15 protein-coding genes are annotated in these 14,471 nt (G+C 57.5%); 4 read left to right on the top strand and 11 right to left on the bottom strand.

The features are described 5' to 3' along the window. Positions 1-63: 63 nt before the first annotated feature. Genes leuB through leuC form a run of 3 tightly spaced genes read right to left on the bottom strand, consistent with a single transcriptional unit; the run spans position 64 to position 3,259 of the window. Positions 64-1,137 (bottom strand): 3-isopropylmalate dehydrogenase, encoded by a 1,074-nt coding sequence (gene leuB, locus KUV22_RS16020; RefSeq protein WP_222232775.1) that lies wholly within the window; start codon positions 1,135-1,137, stop codon positions 64-66. Positions 1,138-1,166: 29 nt separating this feature from the next. Beyond that, positions 1,167-1,814, bottom strand: coding sequence for a 3-isopropylmalate dehydratase small subunit (leuD, locus tag KUV22_RS16015; protein WP_222232773.1), 648 nt, complete (start codon positions 1,812-1,814; stop codon positions 1,167-1,169). Next, positions 1,814-3,259 carry a 3-isopropylmalate dehydratase large subunit gene (gene leuC, locus KUV22_RS16010; RefSeq protein ID WP_222232771.1) on the bottom strand — a complete coding sequence of 482 codons (1,446 nt, stop codon included), beginning with the start codon at positions 3,257-3,259 and terminating at the stop codon, positions 1,814-1,816. The genes leuD and leuC overlap by 1 nt, the downstream gene beginning before the upstream one ends. 110 nt (positions 3,260-3,369) lie before the next feature. On the opposite strand from leuC, the gene KUV22_RS16005 reads away from it, so the two are divergent. Continuing rightward, the gene (locus tag KUV22_RS16005) at positions 3,370-4,248 is read left to right on the top strand and encodes a LysR family transcriptional regulator (RefSeq protein WP_222232769.1); all 879 of its coding nucleotides are present in this window, start codon (positions 3,370-3,372) and stop codon (positions 4,246-4,248) included. A 159-nt stretch (positions 4,249-4,407) separates the two neighbouring features. Continuing rightward, positions 4,408-5,145, top strand: coding sequence for a TIGR04219 family outer membrane beta-barrel protein (locus KUV22_RS16000; RefSeq protein WP_222232767.1), 738 nt, complete (start codon positions 4,408-4,410; stop codon positions 5,143-5,145). A 90-nt stretch (positions 5,146-5,235) separates the two neighbouring features. Here the strand turns inward: KUV22_RS16000 and aroC are convergent, their stop codons facing one another. Both aroC and prmB read right to left on the bottom strand, forming a co-directional pair. After that, on the bottom strand, positions 5,236-6,336 hold the full coding sequence (gene aroC, locus KUV22_RS15995; protein WP_222232765.1) for a chorismate synthase: 1,101 nt from the start codon (positions 6,334-6,336) through the stop codon (positions 5,236-5,238). Between the two features lie 104 nt (positions 6,337-6,440). Next, on the bottom strand, positions 6,441-7,373 hold the full coding sequence (gene prmB, locus KUV22_RS15990; protein WP_222232763.1) for a 50S ribosomal protein L3 N(5)-glutamine methyltransferase: 933 nt from the start codon (positions 7,371-7,373) through the stop codon (positions 6,441-6,443). Between the two features lie 189 nt (positions 7,374-7,562). Between prmB and folE the strand changes: the two genes are divergently transcribed. Then, positions 7,563-8,102 (top strand): GTP cyclohydrolase I FolE, encoded by a 540-nt coding sequence (gene folE, locus KUV22_RS15985; protein ID WP_222232761.1) that lies wholly within the window; start codon positions 7,563-7,565, stop codon positions 8,100-8,102. Between the two features lie 75 nt (positions 8,103-8,177). After that, positions 8,178-8,534 carry a 5-carboxymethyl-2-hydroxymuconate Delta-isomerase gene (locus KUV22_RS15980; protein ID WP_222232759.1) on the top strand — a complete coding sequence of 119 codons (357 nt, stop codon included), beginning with the start codon at positions 8,178-8,180 and terminating at the stop codon, positions 8,532-8,534. Between the two features lie 49 nt (positions 8,535-8,583). On the opposite strand, the gene KUV22_RS15975 is transcribed toward KUV22_RS15980, so the two are convergent. The 6 genes from KUV22_RS15975 to htpG all read right to left on the bottom strand — a co-directional run bounded on the left by KUV22_RS15975 (position 8,584) and on the right by htpG (position 14,428). After that, entirely contained in the window at positions 8,584-9,489 is a 906-nt protein-coding gene (locus KUV22_RS15975) for an alpha/beta fold hydrolase (protein WP_261319629.1), read from the bottom strand. Positions 9,490-9,626: 137 nt separating this feature from the next. Continuing rightward, positions 9,627-10,085 carry a phosphohistidine phosphatase SixA gene (gene sixA, locus KUV22_RS15970; RefSeq protein ID WP_222232756.1) on the bottom strand — a complete coding sequence of 153 codons (459 nt, stop codon included), beginning with the start codon at positions 10,083-10,085 and terminating at the stop codon, positions 9,627-9,629. A 45-nt stretch (positions 10,086-10,130) separates the two neighbouring features. Next, complete coding sequence (locus KUV22_RS15965; protein WP_222232754.1) at positions 10,131-10,715, bottom strand: DUF4389 domain-containing protein; 585 nt, start codon at positions 10,713-10,715, stop codon at positions 10,131-10,133. 148 nt (positions 10,716-10,863) lie between these two features. Continuing rightward, positions 10,864-11,142, bottom strand: coding sequence for a DUF4389 domain-containing protein (locus KUV22_RS15960; RefSeq protein WP_077405105.1), 279 nt, complete (start codon positions 11,140-11,142; stop codon positions 10,864-10,866). A gap of 28 nt (positions 11,143-11,170) precedes the next feature. Beyond that, positions 11,171-12,220 (bottom strand): NAD(P)H-dependent glycerol-3-phosphate dehydrogenase, encoded by a 1,050-nt coding sequence (locus tag KUV22_RS15955; RefSeq protein WP_222232752.1) that lies wholly within the window; start codon positions 12,218-12,220, stop codon positions 11,171-11,173. Between the two features lie 294 nt (positions 12,221-12,514). Beyond that, positions 12,515-14,428 (bottom strand): molecular chaperone HtpG, encoded by a 1,914-nt coding sequence (gene htpG, locus KUV22_RS15950; protein ID WP_222232750.1) that lies wholly within the window; start codon positions 14,426-14,428, stop codon positions 12,515-12,517. Positions 14,429-14,471: the final 43 nt, after the last annotated feature.

Here is a 14,471-nt window from a genome sequence, read left to right as displayed (position 1 = left end):
TGCACTTGAGCCAGGCTTATCTGGCAATAAGCGCAGCGGAATCATGTCCGTTCAAGCGACGCGTTACAGCGCCGCCACTACTGCCGCACCCATTTCTGCGGTAGAGACTTTCTTCGTGCCTTCGGTGTAGATATCCCCTGTGCGCAGACCCTGATCCAGCACCTTACTTACCGCTGCTTCGATGGCATCGGCGGCTTCGCCCATGTTCAGGGAGTAGCGCAGCATCATGGCCGCAGACAGGATGGTCGCCAGCGGATTGGCAATGCCTTGTCCGGCGATATCCGGTGCGCTGCCATGACAGGGTTCGTACAGACCAAACCCGGTTTCGTTCATGGAAGCAGAAGGCAGCATGCCAATGGATCCGGTCAGCATGGCAGCGGCATCCGATAAAATATCGCCAAACATATTGCCGGTAACCATCACATCAAACTGCTTGGGCGCACGCACCAGCTGCATCGCTGCGTTGTCCACATACATGTGGGACAGCTCAACTTCTGGATATTCTGGCGCGAGGCGATCCAGCACTTCGCGCCACAGCACGGTGACTTCCAGTACGTTGGCCTTGTCCACGGAGCACAGCTTGCCACCGCGTTTTTTCGCCGCTTCAAATGCCGTACGCGCAATGCGCTCGATTTCAGACTCTTTATAGACGTAGGTGTTAAAGCCCTGCTTTTCACCATTTTCCAGAGTCTGGATACCGCGCGGCTCACCGAAATAAATACCACCGGTGAGTTCGCGTACGATCAGAATATCGAGACCAGAAACCACTTCCGGCTTCAGGGAAGATGCCTCGGCCAATTGCGGGTACAGAATGGCCGGACGCAAGTTCGCGTAGAGGCCCAGACCGCTGCGAATTTTCAGCAGGCCGCGCTCCGGGCGAATGCTGCGCTCCAGTGTGTCCCATTTGGGACCACCTACCGCACCCAGCAGCACCGCGTCGCACTCGCCCGCTTTGGCCAGCTCAGCGTCGGTCAGAGGTTCGCCGTGGGCATCGATCGAGGCACCACCAATCAAACCCTCGCTGAACTCGAGGTTGAGTGAGAATTTTTCGTCTGCGGTTTTCAGTACCGCAACTGCCTGCTCGATAATTTCCGGGCCAATACCATCGCCCGGAAGAATCATGACTTTCTTGCTCATTTATCTTCCTAAAATTCCACTTCGTCCGTTTACTTCACGGCGTCGAACAGCCACGGAGCCTGTTCACGGCGTTTGGCTTCGTATGCGCGAATATCGTCCGCATCTTCGAGCGTCAGGCCGATGTCATCGAGACCATTCAACAGGCAATGTTTGCGGAAGGCATCCACTTCAAACGCGAGGGTTTCCCCACTGGGTTTGATCACGACCTGCTCTTCCAGGTCCACGACCAGCTCATAGCCCTCTTCTGCGTACATCTCTGTAAACAGCTGATCGACAATTTCCTCTTCCAGTACGATCGGCAAGAGACCGTTCTTGAAGCAGTTGTTGAAGAAAATGTCGGCGAAGCTCGGCGCGATGATCGCGCGGAAACCATGGCCATCCAGTGCCCAGGGCGCGTGTTCACGGCTCGAGCCACAACCGAAATTCTTGCGCGCCAGCAACACCGAAGCACCCTGATAGCGCGGGTGGTTCAACGGAAAATCCGGATTAATCGGGCGCTTGCTGTGGTCCTGACCCGGCTGGCCTTCATCCAGGTAACGCAGTTCATCGAACAGGTTCGGGCCGAAACCGGAACGCTTGATCGACTTCAGGAACTGCTTCGGAATAATCAAATCCGTATCCACATTGGCGCGGTCCATCGGAGCGGCTACGCCTTTGTGCTTGGTAAATGCTCTCATTACGCGGCCTCCTGCATTTCACGTACATCGACAAAATGGCCGGCAATTGCCGCAGCCGCGGCCATGCTCGGGCTGACCAGATGGGTGCGGCCACCGTAGCCCTGGCGGCCTTCGAAGTTGCGGTTAGAAGTGGAAGCACAGTGTTCGCCCGCACCCAGCTTGTCCGCATTCATGGCCAGACACATGGAGCAGGAAGGCTCGCGCCACTCGAAGCCGGCTTCGATAAAGACCTTATCCAGCCCCTCTTTTTCCGCCTGCGCTTTTACCGCCTGAGAACCAGGAACTACCAGTACCTGCTTTACGTTGTCGGCTTTTTTGCGCCCCTTGGCCACCGCGGCGGCGGCGCGCAGGTCTTCAATACGGGAATTGGTGCAGGAACCAATAAACACACGATCCAACTCGATATCGGTAATTTTCTGGCCGGCTTCCAGCCCCATATATTCCAGCGCGCGTTCGATGCCCGCTTTTTTGGTCGCATCGTTTTCGTCTGCTGGGCTCGGCACCAAGGCACTGACCGGCACCACCATTTCCGGGGAAGTACCCCAGCTGACCTGCGGCTCGATCTCTTCGGCCTTCAGCTCGACAACCGCATCAAAGTGCGCGCCGTCATCGGAATGCAAACGGCTCCAGTTGGCCACCGCCAACTCCCACATCTCGCCTTTGGGCGCGTATGGTTTGTCTTTTACGTACTCTAGGGTGATGTCGTCCACCGCAACCATGCCCGCGCGGGCACCGGCTTCGATCGCCATATTGCACACGGTCATGCGACCCTCCATGGACAGGGAACGAATTGCGGAGCCGCCGAATTCAATCGCGTAGCCGGTGCCACCAGCGGTACCGATCTTGCCGATAATGGCCAGGACCACGTCTTTGGCGGTGACACCCGGACCGAGTTCACCGTCCACACGCACCAGCATGTTCTTCATTTTTTTCTGGATCAAACACTGGGTGGCCATTACGTGCTCCACCTCAGAGGTACCGATACCGTGTGCCAGCGCACCAAGTGCGCCGTGGGTAGAGGTGTGGGAATCGCCACACACCACGGTCATGCCCGGCAGGGTCGCGCCAGTCTCGGGACCAATCACATGCACAATGCCCTGACCGGGATCATTGATGCCGAATTCAACAATGCCGAAGTCTTCGCAGTTCTCATTCAGGGTCTTTACCTGAATACGGGAAACTTCATCGACAATGCCTTCGATACCGCCAGCGCGTTCTTCCACGTGTGACGGCACGTTGTGATCCGGGGTCGCAACCACGGAGTCGGTGCGCCAGGGCTTGCGGCCGGCAAGACGCAGGCCTTCAAACGCCTGTGGTGAAGTCACCTCGTGAATCAGGTGACGGTCGATATAAATCAGTGCGGTGCCGTCGTCGCGGCTCTTGACCAAATGGTCTTCCCAGAGCTTGTCGTACAACGTCTGTTTTTTATTCTGTGGGTGGCCCATAGCCCCATCTCCTCTATGGATAACATGCTCGAGTCTACGAGGGGCATTGAATAACATCAATTTATATTTATTATATGGCGCATTCGCTTTTGGAATATGGTGCCGATCCTATGGAAATTCAGTGGCTTAGAGCCTTTCTCGCCATCTCTGAACAGGGCTCCGTGTCGGAAGCGGCAGAGCATCTGCACCTGACCCAGCCCGCCGTGAGCAAACGACTAGCCTCGCTGGAACAACAGCTGGGTGCGCCGCTGTTCGACCGCATCGGCCGCAAATTGCAACTCACCAATGCCGGCCGTGCCCTGCTGCCACGCGCGCGCCATATTCTCAACGAGGTAAGTGATGCCGAGCGCGAGCTGCGCAGCCTGGGGGAAACCATCGGTGGCAGCCTGCGTATCGCCACCAGCCACCATGTCGGCCTGCACCACCTGCCGCCGGTACTGCGCGACTTCAGCAACCGCTACCCGGACGTCGCCCTGGATATTGATTTTGTCGATTCGGAGCAAGCCTATGAGGCCCTGATGGCGGGCGAGTATGAATTGGCGGTGGTGACCCTGGCGCTCAAGGACTACCCGAGCCTCAACGCGCAAATTATCTGGCCCGACCCCTGCGTGGTGGTGGCAGCCCCCGATCACCCGCTGGCACAGATGTCCGAGCTGAACCTGCCGGCGCTGGCCCAGTACCCGGCGATCCTCCCGGATATGAACACCTACACCGGACGCCTGATCAAAAGAGAGTTCGACGCGCACGGACTCAAGCTCACCGCCAAACTGGCCACCAATTTTCTCGAGACGATCAAGATGATGGCCGGTGTCGGTCTCGGCTGGAGCGTGCTGCCCAAAACTCTGGTGGACAGTAGCCTGGCAGAACTGCCCATGCCGCAGCTCACTATCCAGCGCAATTTGGGCATCATCTACCACCGCAACCGCACCCTGAGCAACGCCGCCAATGCATTGCAGCAGCTGCTGGTAAAGGAGGCCCGCGGGCTCTGATCGACCTAAATCGGCACCTCTGGCCCCATAAGCGCCGACCAAGAACGCCAAGTAGCCCGCAAAACCGCGGCAAACTGCACGCGCGCAGCGTCGCTTTCAGGGAAATTTCATAAAAACCCTGTAGAATCTGCCGCAGAATTCAACGGGAGCGACTAAAAAATGAAAAAAATCACCCTGGCCCTGTGCGCCGCACTGGCTTCTGCCGGCGCCAGCGCCGACACCATCCTCGGTTTTGATGCCACCGCCGGTGCCTGGAAACCCTCTTACACCGGCGCAGTTGGTGTGGACAGCTACAACGTGGATGAGTTTTCCCTGGCGGAAGACAACGCCACCTTCCTGCAGGTTGCGCTGGAACACCCAATCCCGGTGATTCCGAATGTTCTGCTCGCGCACAGCAAGATCGAAACCAGCGGCATGGCCATGCTGAGCGAAGATGTCACCTTCGCCGACGAAACCTTTACCATTGGCTCTGACGTCACCTCCGACATCAACCTGACCCACACCGATGCCACCCTGTACTACGAGATCCTCGACAACTGGGTAAACCTGGACCTGGGTCTGACCGCGCGCCAGTACAGCGGCGAGCTGACCGTAGCCACCGACGGGCTGTCTGAAAACATCGAACTGTCTGGCGTGCTGCCGATGGTTTACGGTGTTGCCCGTTTCGACCTGCCGTTTACCGGCTGGTCCATCATCGCCCAGGGTAACGGCACCAGTTACAAAGGCGACAGCCACAGCGACATCACCGCCAAGGTGCGCTGGGACTTCGTTCCCGCCATCGATTTCGCCATCGAAGCCGGCTACCGTGTGATGAGCCTGGATGTGCAGGAACTGGACGCTTTCCAGAGCGACCTGGAAATCAAAGGCCCTTACATCGGCCTGAACCTGCACCTGTAATTCCTGACAAACCGGCATTAACAGGCAGGCACAAAAAAGGCGGAGCGCTTTCGGCGCTCCGCCTTTTTTATTTATTCGATCCGGGTTTGATCAGGCAGACTCACCTGCCGGAATCGTTAGATCAAACTTCACATCGCCATTCTGAGCGCGCTGACGCAGTACATGATCCACCAGTACCAGCGCCATCATCGCTTCCGCAATGGGCGTTGCGCGAATACCAACACAGGGATCGTGACGACCTTTGGTGACCACCTCGATGGGATTGCCGTTGATGTCCAGGCTCTTGCCCGGGATGCGCAGGCTGGAAGTCGGCTTCAACGCAATGTGCGCGATCAACTCCTGACCACTGGAGATTCCCCCCAACACACCGCCGGCATGATTGGATTGGAAACCGTCCTCGGTAATTTCGTCCCGGTGCTCGGTACCCTTTTGCTCCACCGATGCAAAACCGGCTCCAATCTCGACGCCTTTGACGGCATTGATACTCATCAGCGCATGGGCCAGATCCGCATCCAGGCGATCAAAAATCGGCTCACCAAGGCCCGCGGGTACGCCGCTGGCATGTACAGAGATGCGCGCACCAATGGAGTTGCCCTCCTTGATCAACGCCTGCATGTACTCTTCCATCTCCGGCACCTTGTCGGCATCTGGGCAGAAGAACGGGTTTTCGTTCACCTGTGACCAATCGAGCTTGTCCACCTTGATCGGCCCAAGCTGCGACAGGTAACCGCGCACCTCAATGCCGAACTGCTGCTTCAGCCACTTTTTGGCGATTGCGCCCGCGGCCACTCGCATGGCGGTTTCGCGCGCGGAAGAGCGACCACCACCGCGGTAGTCGCGCAGACCAAACTTGGCCCAGTAGGTGTAATCGGCATGGGCCGGGCGAATTTGCTCGGAAATATTGGCGTAGTCCTTGGAGCGCTGGTCGGTATTTTCGATCAGCAGCCCAATCGGCGTACCGGTGGTCTTGCCCTCAAACACGCCGGAGAGGATTTTCACCTGGTCCGCTTCGCGGCGCTGGGTGGTGTAACGGGAAGTGCCAGGCTTGCGGCGGTCCAGCTCCAGCTGAATTTCTTCCGCACTGATCTCCAGTCCCGGAGGGCAGCCATCCACTATGCAGCCCAGCGCGGGGCCGTGACTCTCGCCAAAAGTGGTGACACAGAACAGCTTGCCAAATGTATTGCCCGACATACCCGGAATTCCCTACCCCAGTGATTTATTCGATGGAAGCCGCGCATTATAGAGGAATCTGTGACGCGGCGCTTTCCAGTACTGCAATTAGGCTGCTAGCAGCCTTACTCCGCCGCGCCCTCTTCGAACATCTCCCGGCACGCCAGCAGATCTTCCCGCGTCAGCACAAATACCCCATGGCCACCGTCTTCCAGTTCCGGCCAGAAGAATGGCACGCGCGGATACGCCGCTTCCAGCGCCTCCCAGCTGTTGCCTACTTCACACACCAGAATGCCCTCTGGTTGCAGGTAGTCCGGGGCCTCTAGTAGCAGGCGCCGGGTAAAATCCAGGCCATCGTCGCCGGAGCCCAGCGCCAGACCGGGTTCAGCGTGGTACTCCGCCGGCATTTCTGCCAGGTCCCGCGCATCCACATACGGCGGGTTGCTTACGATCAGGTCATAACTGCAGCCCTTCAACCCGGCAAACAGGTCCGACTGCACCGCGCGCACTTCATCATTCAGCTGGTGGCGGTTGATATTGATCTGCGCCACATCGATGGCGTCCTGCGAAATATCACTCAGATCCACTCGTGCGCCGGGAAAGGTATCCGCGCAGGCGATCCCGATGCAGCCACTGCCACAACACAAATCGAGTATCGCCAGCGGTTCCTGCTGCAACCAGGGTTCGAAGCGTTGGCGAATCAGCTCGCCAATCGGCGAGCGGGGCACCAGAACGCGCTCGTCCACGTAAAACGGCAGATCACAGAACCAGGCCTCATTGGTCAGGTAGGGCGCGGGCACGCGGGCATTGGCGCGCTTCTCCAGTACCGCCATCACCTGCTGCCGCTCTTTCATGGTCAGGCGCGCAGACAGGATTTCCGGCTTGCTATCCACCGGCAGGTGCAGGGCGTGCGTGACCAACAGGACAGCTTCATCCCAGGCATTGTCAGTTCCGTGGCCAAACCACAGCTCTGACTCATTGAAGCGACTGGCGCCCCAGCGGATAAAGTCCAGCACCGTCTGCAATTCATGCAAATCGGACTCCCGTTTCTCTATCATTAGCGATATTCCTCTATGTTTCGCGCTTTACTACCGTGTGACAAAGGCTTAGGGTAGCGCACCCCAAGGTCTCCAGAGTCAGCCTCCGGAGTCAGCCTTCGGAGAGACTACCCCACCGGCAAACCGGTGATCGAACGCCCGACTTTTTGCGTATCAAGGCGATTCGGGCGAGACGTTGGAAGCATATTGATGAAAGAACATTACGCACACATCATTGAAGCCATTGGCGAAGATCTGCAGCGCCCGGGGCTGCTCGACACCCCCAAACGCGCTGCCAAAGCCATGCAATATCTTACTCAGGGCTATCAGCAGACCGTAGAGGAGATCGTCAACGACGCGCTCTTCCCTTCAGACTGCAGCGAAATGGTGCTGGTGAAAGACATTGAGCTCTACTCTCTGTGCGAACACCACTTACTGCCGTTTATCGGCAAAGCGCACGTAGCGTACATTCCAGATGGCAAGGTGCTCGGCCTGTCTAAAGTGGCGCGCATTGTAGACATGTTTGCCCGCCGTTTGCAGATTCAGGAACAGCTGACCGTGCAAATTGCGGAAACCGTGCGCCAGGTAACCGGCGCTGCAGGCGTTGGCGTTATCGTTGAAGCCAAGCACATGTGCATGATGATGCGCGGTGTGGAAAAACAGAATTCGGTGATGAAAACTTCCGCCATGCTCGGCTCTTTCCGCAGTGAGCAGGCCACCCGCAACGAATTTCTGTCGTTGATTCGTTAATTTTCAGAGCCGTCGATTCGCAGACGAATTAGACGGTTCAGATATGACGGTTCAGATAAAGAGGAGAGCCCGGCAATGCCGCATCTAGTGATTGAATATTCGCAAAAACTGGAAGACAGCATTTCCATTCCCGCACTGGTCAGCAACGGTCAGCAGGCCATGAATGACACCGGGCTCTTCAACGCCGGCGCAATCAAAACCCGCGCCATCCCCTACCGTGAATTTGTCCTGGGGAAAAGCCACGAAGGCTCCAGCAACCTGTTTATTCACGCGGAAGTGCGCATCCTTGAGGGGCGTACCAGCGAACAGAAAGAAGCCCTGAGCGCCGCCATCTTCAACTATCTATGCGAAGCGGCACCCGAGGTTCCGGAAATTTCCGTGGAAGTGCGGGACATGCAAAAGGCGAGCTACTCCAAGCGCGTGCCTTTCTAGTCCAACCTAGCTCAACCAGTCGATCGAGCCAAGGCAGTCACCCTACCGACTACGCTCTGCGCGGGTCTTCGCCGCGAAGAAATGGCTCGAACCAGTGGGCGATCTCTTCCCCACTGCCCTCCATATGCAGGTGGTGGCCACCGGCAAACTCGCGCAGCTCAATGCTCGGCACCTGTTCTGCCAGTGGCCGAATACGCTCAAGCATTCCCTGAATCCCCTCTTTCCCCAGCGCCAGTCGGATTGGCATGGTGGCGCGCGCAAGAAAGGCGCGTACTTGCGGCTCGTTGAGCTTGGCTACCGAAGCAGCCATTAACTGCGGGTCATTACTCCAGGTATAGCCGCCCTCGCACGGGCGGATACCGCGCTCCACCAGCGCACGCGCCGCTTCGTCGCTCAACTTGAACAGGCCGTTCTTGCGCGCATGTACCGCAACATCAATGGACTCAAATACCCGACTCTTTCGGTCACGATAACGCGCGCGCTGCTCGATGCCTTTGCGCAGGGTGTCCGGGGCTTCCTCATCCGTTGTCGGCGGCGGCACCAGGCCGTCAATCAGCGCCAGGCGCCGTACCCGCTCGGGAAAAGTGGCCGCCGCAATGGTACCGATTACCGCTCCGCGGGAATGGGCCAGCATGGAGAACTTCTCCCAGCCCAACGCATCGGCAGTCGCCATTACGTCCTCAATTTCGGTCCAGATGGTGTAGTTCGCATCTTGGTGACGGTGGTAACTCTGACCGTGCCCAGCGAGATCAATGGCGACAAGATTGAGGCTGTGTAGAAAAGGCGCCATGGCGTCAAAGCTGGCGCAGTTATCCAGCCAGCCGTGCAACGCCAACACAGGTACACCCGCCGGGTTCCCCCACTGCCGGGCGGCAATGGCATTGCCCTGCACGTCCAGGACAATTTCTTTGGGCGGGGTAAAGTCGGGGGTAATTTGGGAGGATAAGGCGCTCATAAAAAACCAAAACCAGCTATCGAATGCGCCATGCTGACAGCCCGCCGCCACCATCACAATGGCAGCAGGGTTCACGAGTTATGACCGATTGCTTGTATTAAGGGGCTGGATTAGGGGCTTGGATGAAGAAACCGGCATCAGGGTTTGTGCTGCAACCACTCAAGTTCCGCACAGTCCCAGGCCCAGACATCCGCTGACAGACAGGCGAGACTCGAAGTGCCCATGGGGAGTTCTTCCGCACTACCGCAGAGCCGGTTAACCAGGGTGCCCACCAGCGGTTGGTGGCTGACCAGCAACACCGGATAGTCTTTCTCATCCACTTCTGCCAGCGCATCCAGCACCGCCTGAGCCGGGGTATCACCGGTCAACACCTCGTTGATCTCCACCGGCAAATCAAAGGTGTCCGCAACAATCTTCGCAGTCTGGCGGGTACGCACGAAGGGACTCGCCCAAATGGTCTTTACCTGCGCGAGTTCCGAGGCGCGCTCCTTGCACACCGCCGCGACCTGTTCGCGACCGTCCTCGGTGAGGGCGCGGGTTTCGTCACTTTTACTAAAGGGTTCAGCGCGACCGTGGCGCATAACAAACAACAGCACTACCTTCTCCCAATTATTTCCGGTGAGTACACCGTATACGGAGTCCTACTTTTCGTCGGCGCTGTCTTCCTTGCGATGCGCGCTCTCGGCGTCTTTGGCAGCGGTGTCGGCTGCTGAATCGCTGTCAGCCCCCAGCTGGATCACCGGCTCGTCGGCCTCTGCCACGTCGTCTTGTGACGATGCTGCGGCTTTAGCGCGTGCTTTCGGTTTCTTCGGTTTTGCCGCAGTGGCGGTGGCGGTTTTCTCGTCAGCGTCAGCAGAGGTCTCTTCACTCTCTGTGTCCGCGTCTGCCACCGAAATTACCTCGCCATCGATTTCTTCGGCACTTTCATAGGTAGAGAGATCTTCTTCCTCGGACTCCGGCCACTCCGAGAAGGGAAACGGTTTCTCTTCCGTGTTGTAGATCAGGAATTGCAGGGTCTGGTAGATATAGGAAGAAATCTGGTCACCGAGGCGACGCAGGTTGTCATTGGCTTTGCCGCTGACAATGGCAAACAGGAATTGGGCGATCACCACGGCCAGCATGACAAAGCCGGCTATTTCCAACAGTACCGCGAACAGCACCATATAGATCAGGCGCAACCACTGATTGGTGGAGGTGAGGTTTTGTTTCAGTTCTTCATTACTCATTTGGCGATCACCAGTCCTTTGTTGGGCACCAGAAATGGGATAAGCCGGCCACGGCCGGCACAAGATTCAGCGGTTGAGGTTCCGCTTTTTCCGGGCTCAGCGGTTCGAGAACCCTCAATATAGCCCGGATTTCTATCTGGGCCGCAGATCAGGACTGCGGCCACTCGGAAAACGGAAACGGCTTTTCTTCCGTGTTGTAAATCAGGAATTGCAGCGTCTGGTAGATATACGAGGCAATCTGCTCACCCATACGACGCAGATTTTCGTTCGGGCCGCCGGAAACAATGGCAAACAGGAACTGCAATACGATGGTCGCCAGCATCACCACACCGGCAATTTCCAGCAGTATCACAAACAGCACCATAAACAACAGGCGCGTCCAGTGGTCCGCAGAAGTCAAATTCTGCTTCAGTTGTTCGTTATTCATTCACCGCCCCCAATTCAAAATAGGTAAATCAGGATTTGGCCGAATAGGCCACATCAAAGGTTTGCGCCCCGGACATCAGCTCACGGATCACCGTAGGAATCGGGGTACCTTCAAATAATATGGCGTGAATTGCAGAAACCAAGGGCATGTATACCCCTAATTCGTCGGCTTTGGCCTTAATGAGACGAACGGTGTTGACCCCTTCTGCCACCTGGCCGATCTCGGTAACCGCCTCATCCAGCTTTTTACCTTTGCCCACCAGGTATCCCACACGGTAGTTGCGGCTCAGGTCCGAGGAGCAGGTGAGAATCAGGTCGCCCACTCCGGCGAGCCCAATAAAGGTCATCGGGTCGGCGCCAACCGCCTCGGCGAAGCGCATCATTTCTGCCAGTGCGCGGGTGATCAGCAAGCTGGTGGTATTTTGTCCACGCCCCAGGGCCACGGCCATACCGGTGACAATGGCATAGATATTCTTCAGTGCCCCGGCCAGTTCCACACCAAACACGTCATTACTGGAATAGACGCGGAAGGTTTCCGAGTGCAGTACTTTTTGGATGGTCGCGCACAGCGTCTCATCTTCGCTGGCAATCACCGTGGCGGTGTAATGGCCGGCGACAATCTCCTTGGCGAAGTTGGGGCCACTCAGCACCCCCACGCGCATACCCTCGGCTTCCTCTTTCAGGATATCGCTCATCAGGTGGAAGCTGTCGTGCTCCACCCCTTTGGTCAGGGAAATCAGCATGGTGCCCGAGTCGAGCATCGGTGCTGCACGGTGTACGACTTCGCGGAAGGATTTACTGGGGATGGCGACAAACACGATCTGGCAGCCGCGCACCGCCTGTTCCAGGTCGGCAGTGATCTGCAGGTCCGGGTGCAGTGCCACGCCCGGCAGATACCTTTGGTTTTCGCGCTCGGCCGTGCAGGCGGCGGCGCGCTCCGGGTCACGCATCCACTGTCGGGTGTCATGGCCATTACCGGCCACAATATTGGCCACCGCCGTGCCAAAGCTGCCACCACCGAGAATAGCGATTGGCAAACGGGATTCCGGGGCGTTCGAGGATACGTCTGTCTGGGTCATAACGCTCTGTAGTTTTTGCTATATAGCGGGGGATTATACGGAGCCGGGTGCCAGCACCCAATGGCCATTTGGGGTTTTAAGCAGTTTTGCCAAGTTCGCCGACAGATGCCGCCCATTCGCCGCCAAATCGTGCAAAAAACCAACACAAAAAATATAGCCCAGGCCGGCGGCACAGGATCGATCATCCGGCTAGAGCGAGGCATGGAACTTGGCGACGGCAGGGACAAGACACGCACAAAAAAGGCCGGCGGGGAGCACCCCGTCGGCCTTTTGGCAAGAACGATCAAGCGCCTGTTAGCGGTTGAGCTCCAGCAGCAGCGTGTTCAGGCGACGCACATAATCAGCCGGGTCCGCCAGCTGGTTACCCGCGGCCAGATTAGCCTGATCCATCAGGATATTGGTGAGGTCCGCAAAGCGATCCTCATCCTGCTCCTGGTCCAGGCGCTGCACCAGCGGATGGTTCGGATTCACCTCAAATACCGGCTTGGCATCTGGCAACGCCTGGCCGGCCTGCTCGAGGATACGGCGCATCTGCAGGCCCATATCATTGTCACTGGCCACCAGACATGCCGGAGAATCCACTAGGCGCGTAGTCGCGCGCACATCTTCCACGCGCTCTTTCAGCACATCCTTGACGCGTTCAACCAGCGCACCGGCGTCTTTCTCGGCCTTCTCGCGCTCGGCCTTGTCGTCTTCATTCTCGGCTTCGCCCAGATCCAGCGCGCCTTTGGCCACATCCTGGAACGGCTTGCCATCAAACTCCTGCATATGGCCAACGAACCACTCATCCACCTGGTCGGTCAGCAGCAGTACCTCGATGCCCTTCTTGCGGAAGACTTCCAGATAAGGGGAAGACTTGGCAGTGGCGAAATTATCCGCACATACGTAGTAGATATTCTTCTGACCATCCTGCATGCGACCCACATAGTCTTCCAGCGACTGATCCTGTTTGGGGTCATCGGTGTGGGTAGTGGAGAAGCGCAGCAGTTTGGCGATCTTCTCTTTATTGGAGAAGTCTTCCGCCGGCCCTTCCTTCATCACCGAACCAAACAGATCCCAGAACTTCTGGTACTCGTCGGCGTCTTTTTTCGACAGTTTGTCCAGCATGTCGAGTACGCGCTTGGTCAGCGCGCTCTTGATCGCATCGGTGTTCTGGTCCTTCTGCAGGATCTCACGGGATACGTTCAGCGGCAGGTCGTTGGAGTCCAGCACACCTTTTACGAAACGCAGGTACAAAGGCAGGAACTGCTCGGCGTCATCCATGATGAAGGTGCGTTGTACGTACAGCTTCAGGCCGCGAGCGGCATCGCGCTGGTACAGGTCGAAGGGCGCGCGCGCAGGGATATACAGCAGGCTAGTGTAATCCAGCTTGCCTTCCACACGGTTGTGGCTCCAGGTGAGCGGGTCGTCGAAGTCGTGGGAAATATGCTTGTAGAATTCCTTGTACTCCTCGGACTTCACCTCGGAGCGCGGACGGGTCCACAGGGCCTGGGCGGCGTTCACCGCTTCAAATTCCGGCGCCTTGTCTTCCTGCTCTTCACCCTCTGCGGCAGGTGCCTCTTCCTTCAGCATCTCTACCGGAATAGCGATGTGATCGGAGTATTTCTTGATGATGGAGCGCAGACGCCAGCCATCGGCAAATTCTTTGGCATCGTCTTTCAGGTGCAGTACCACGCGGGTACCGCGATCCGGCCACTCGACGTTCTCCACCGAGTACTCGGCCTCGCCGCTACACTCCCAGTGCACGCCCTGGCTGGCATCGGCGCCGGCGCGGCGGGTGAAGACATCCACCTTGTCGGCCACGATAAACGCGGAATAGAAGCCCACACCGAACTGACCGATCAGGTGTGCATCCTTCTTCTGGTCACCGGTCAGGTTCTGCATAAAGTTGGCAGTACCGGAGCGCGCGATGGTACCCAGGTTCTCAATCACCTCATCGCGGCTCATGCCAATGCCGTTATCGGAGATGGTCAGGGTGCCGGCGTCTTTATCGAACTCGATACGGATACGCAGGTCCGGGTCTTCCGCCAGCAATGAAGGGGTGGAGAGGGCCTCAAAACGCAGCTTGTCCGCGGCATCGGAGGCATTGGAAACCAGCTCGCGCAGGAAGATCTCCTTGTTGGAGTACAGCGAGTGGATCATCAGGTGCAGTAACTGCTTGGCTTCTGTCTGGAAACCGTGGCTCTCTTTATGCGCCGCAACAGTCATGGAACGGTTCTCCCCTTGTTCAATTCAACTACAGACAAATCGT

It is taken from the genome of Microbulbifer agarilyticus (genome assembly GCF_019800665.1).
GTDB classification, from domain to species: domain Bacteria; phylum Pseudomonadota; class Gammaproteobacteria; order Pseudomonadales; family Cellvibrionaceae; genus Microbulbifer; species Microbulbifer agarilyticus_C.
Note: the sequence above shows the minus strand (reverse complement) of the source record. Positions and strands in the feature narration are given on the sequence as shown.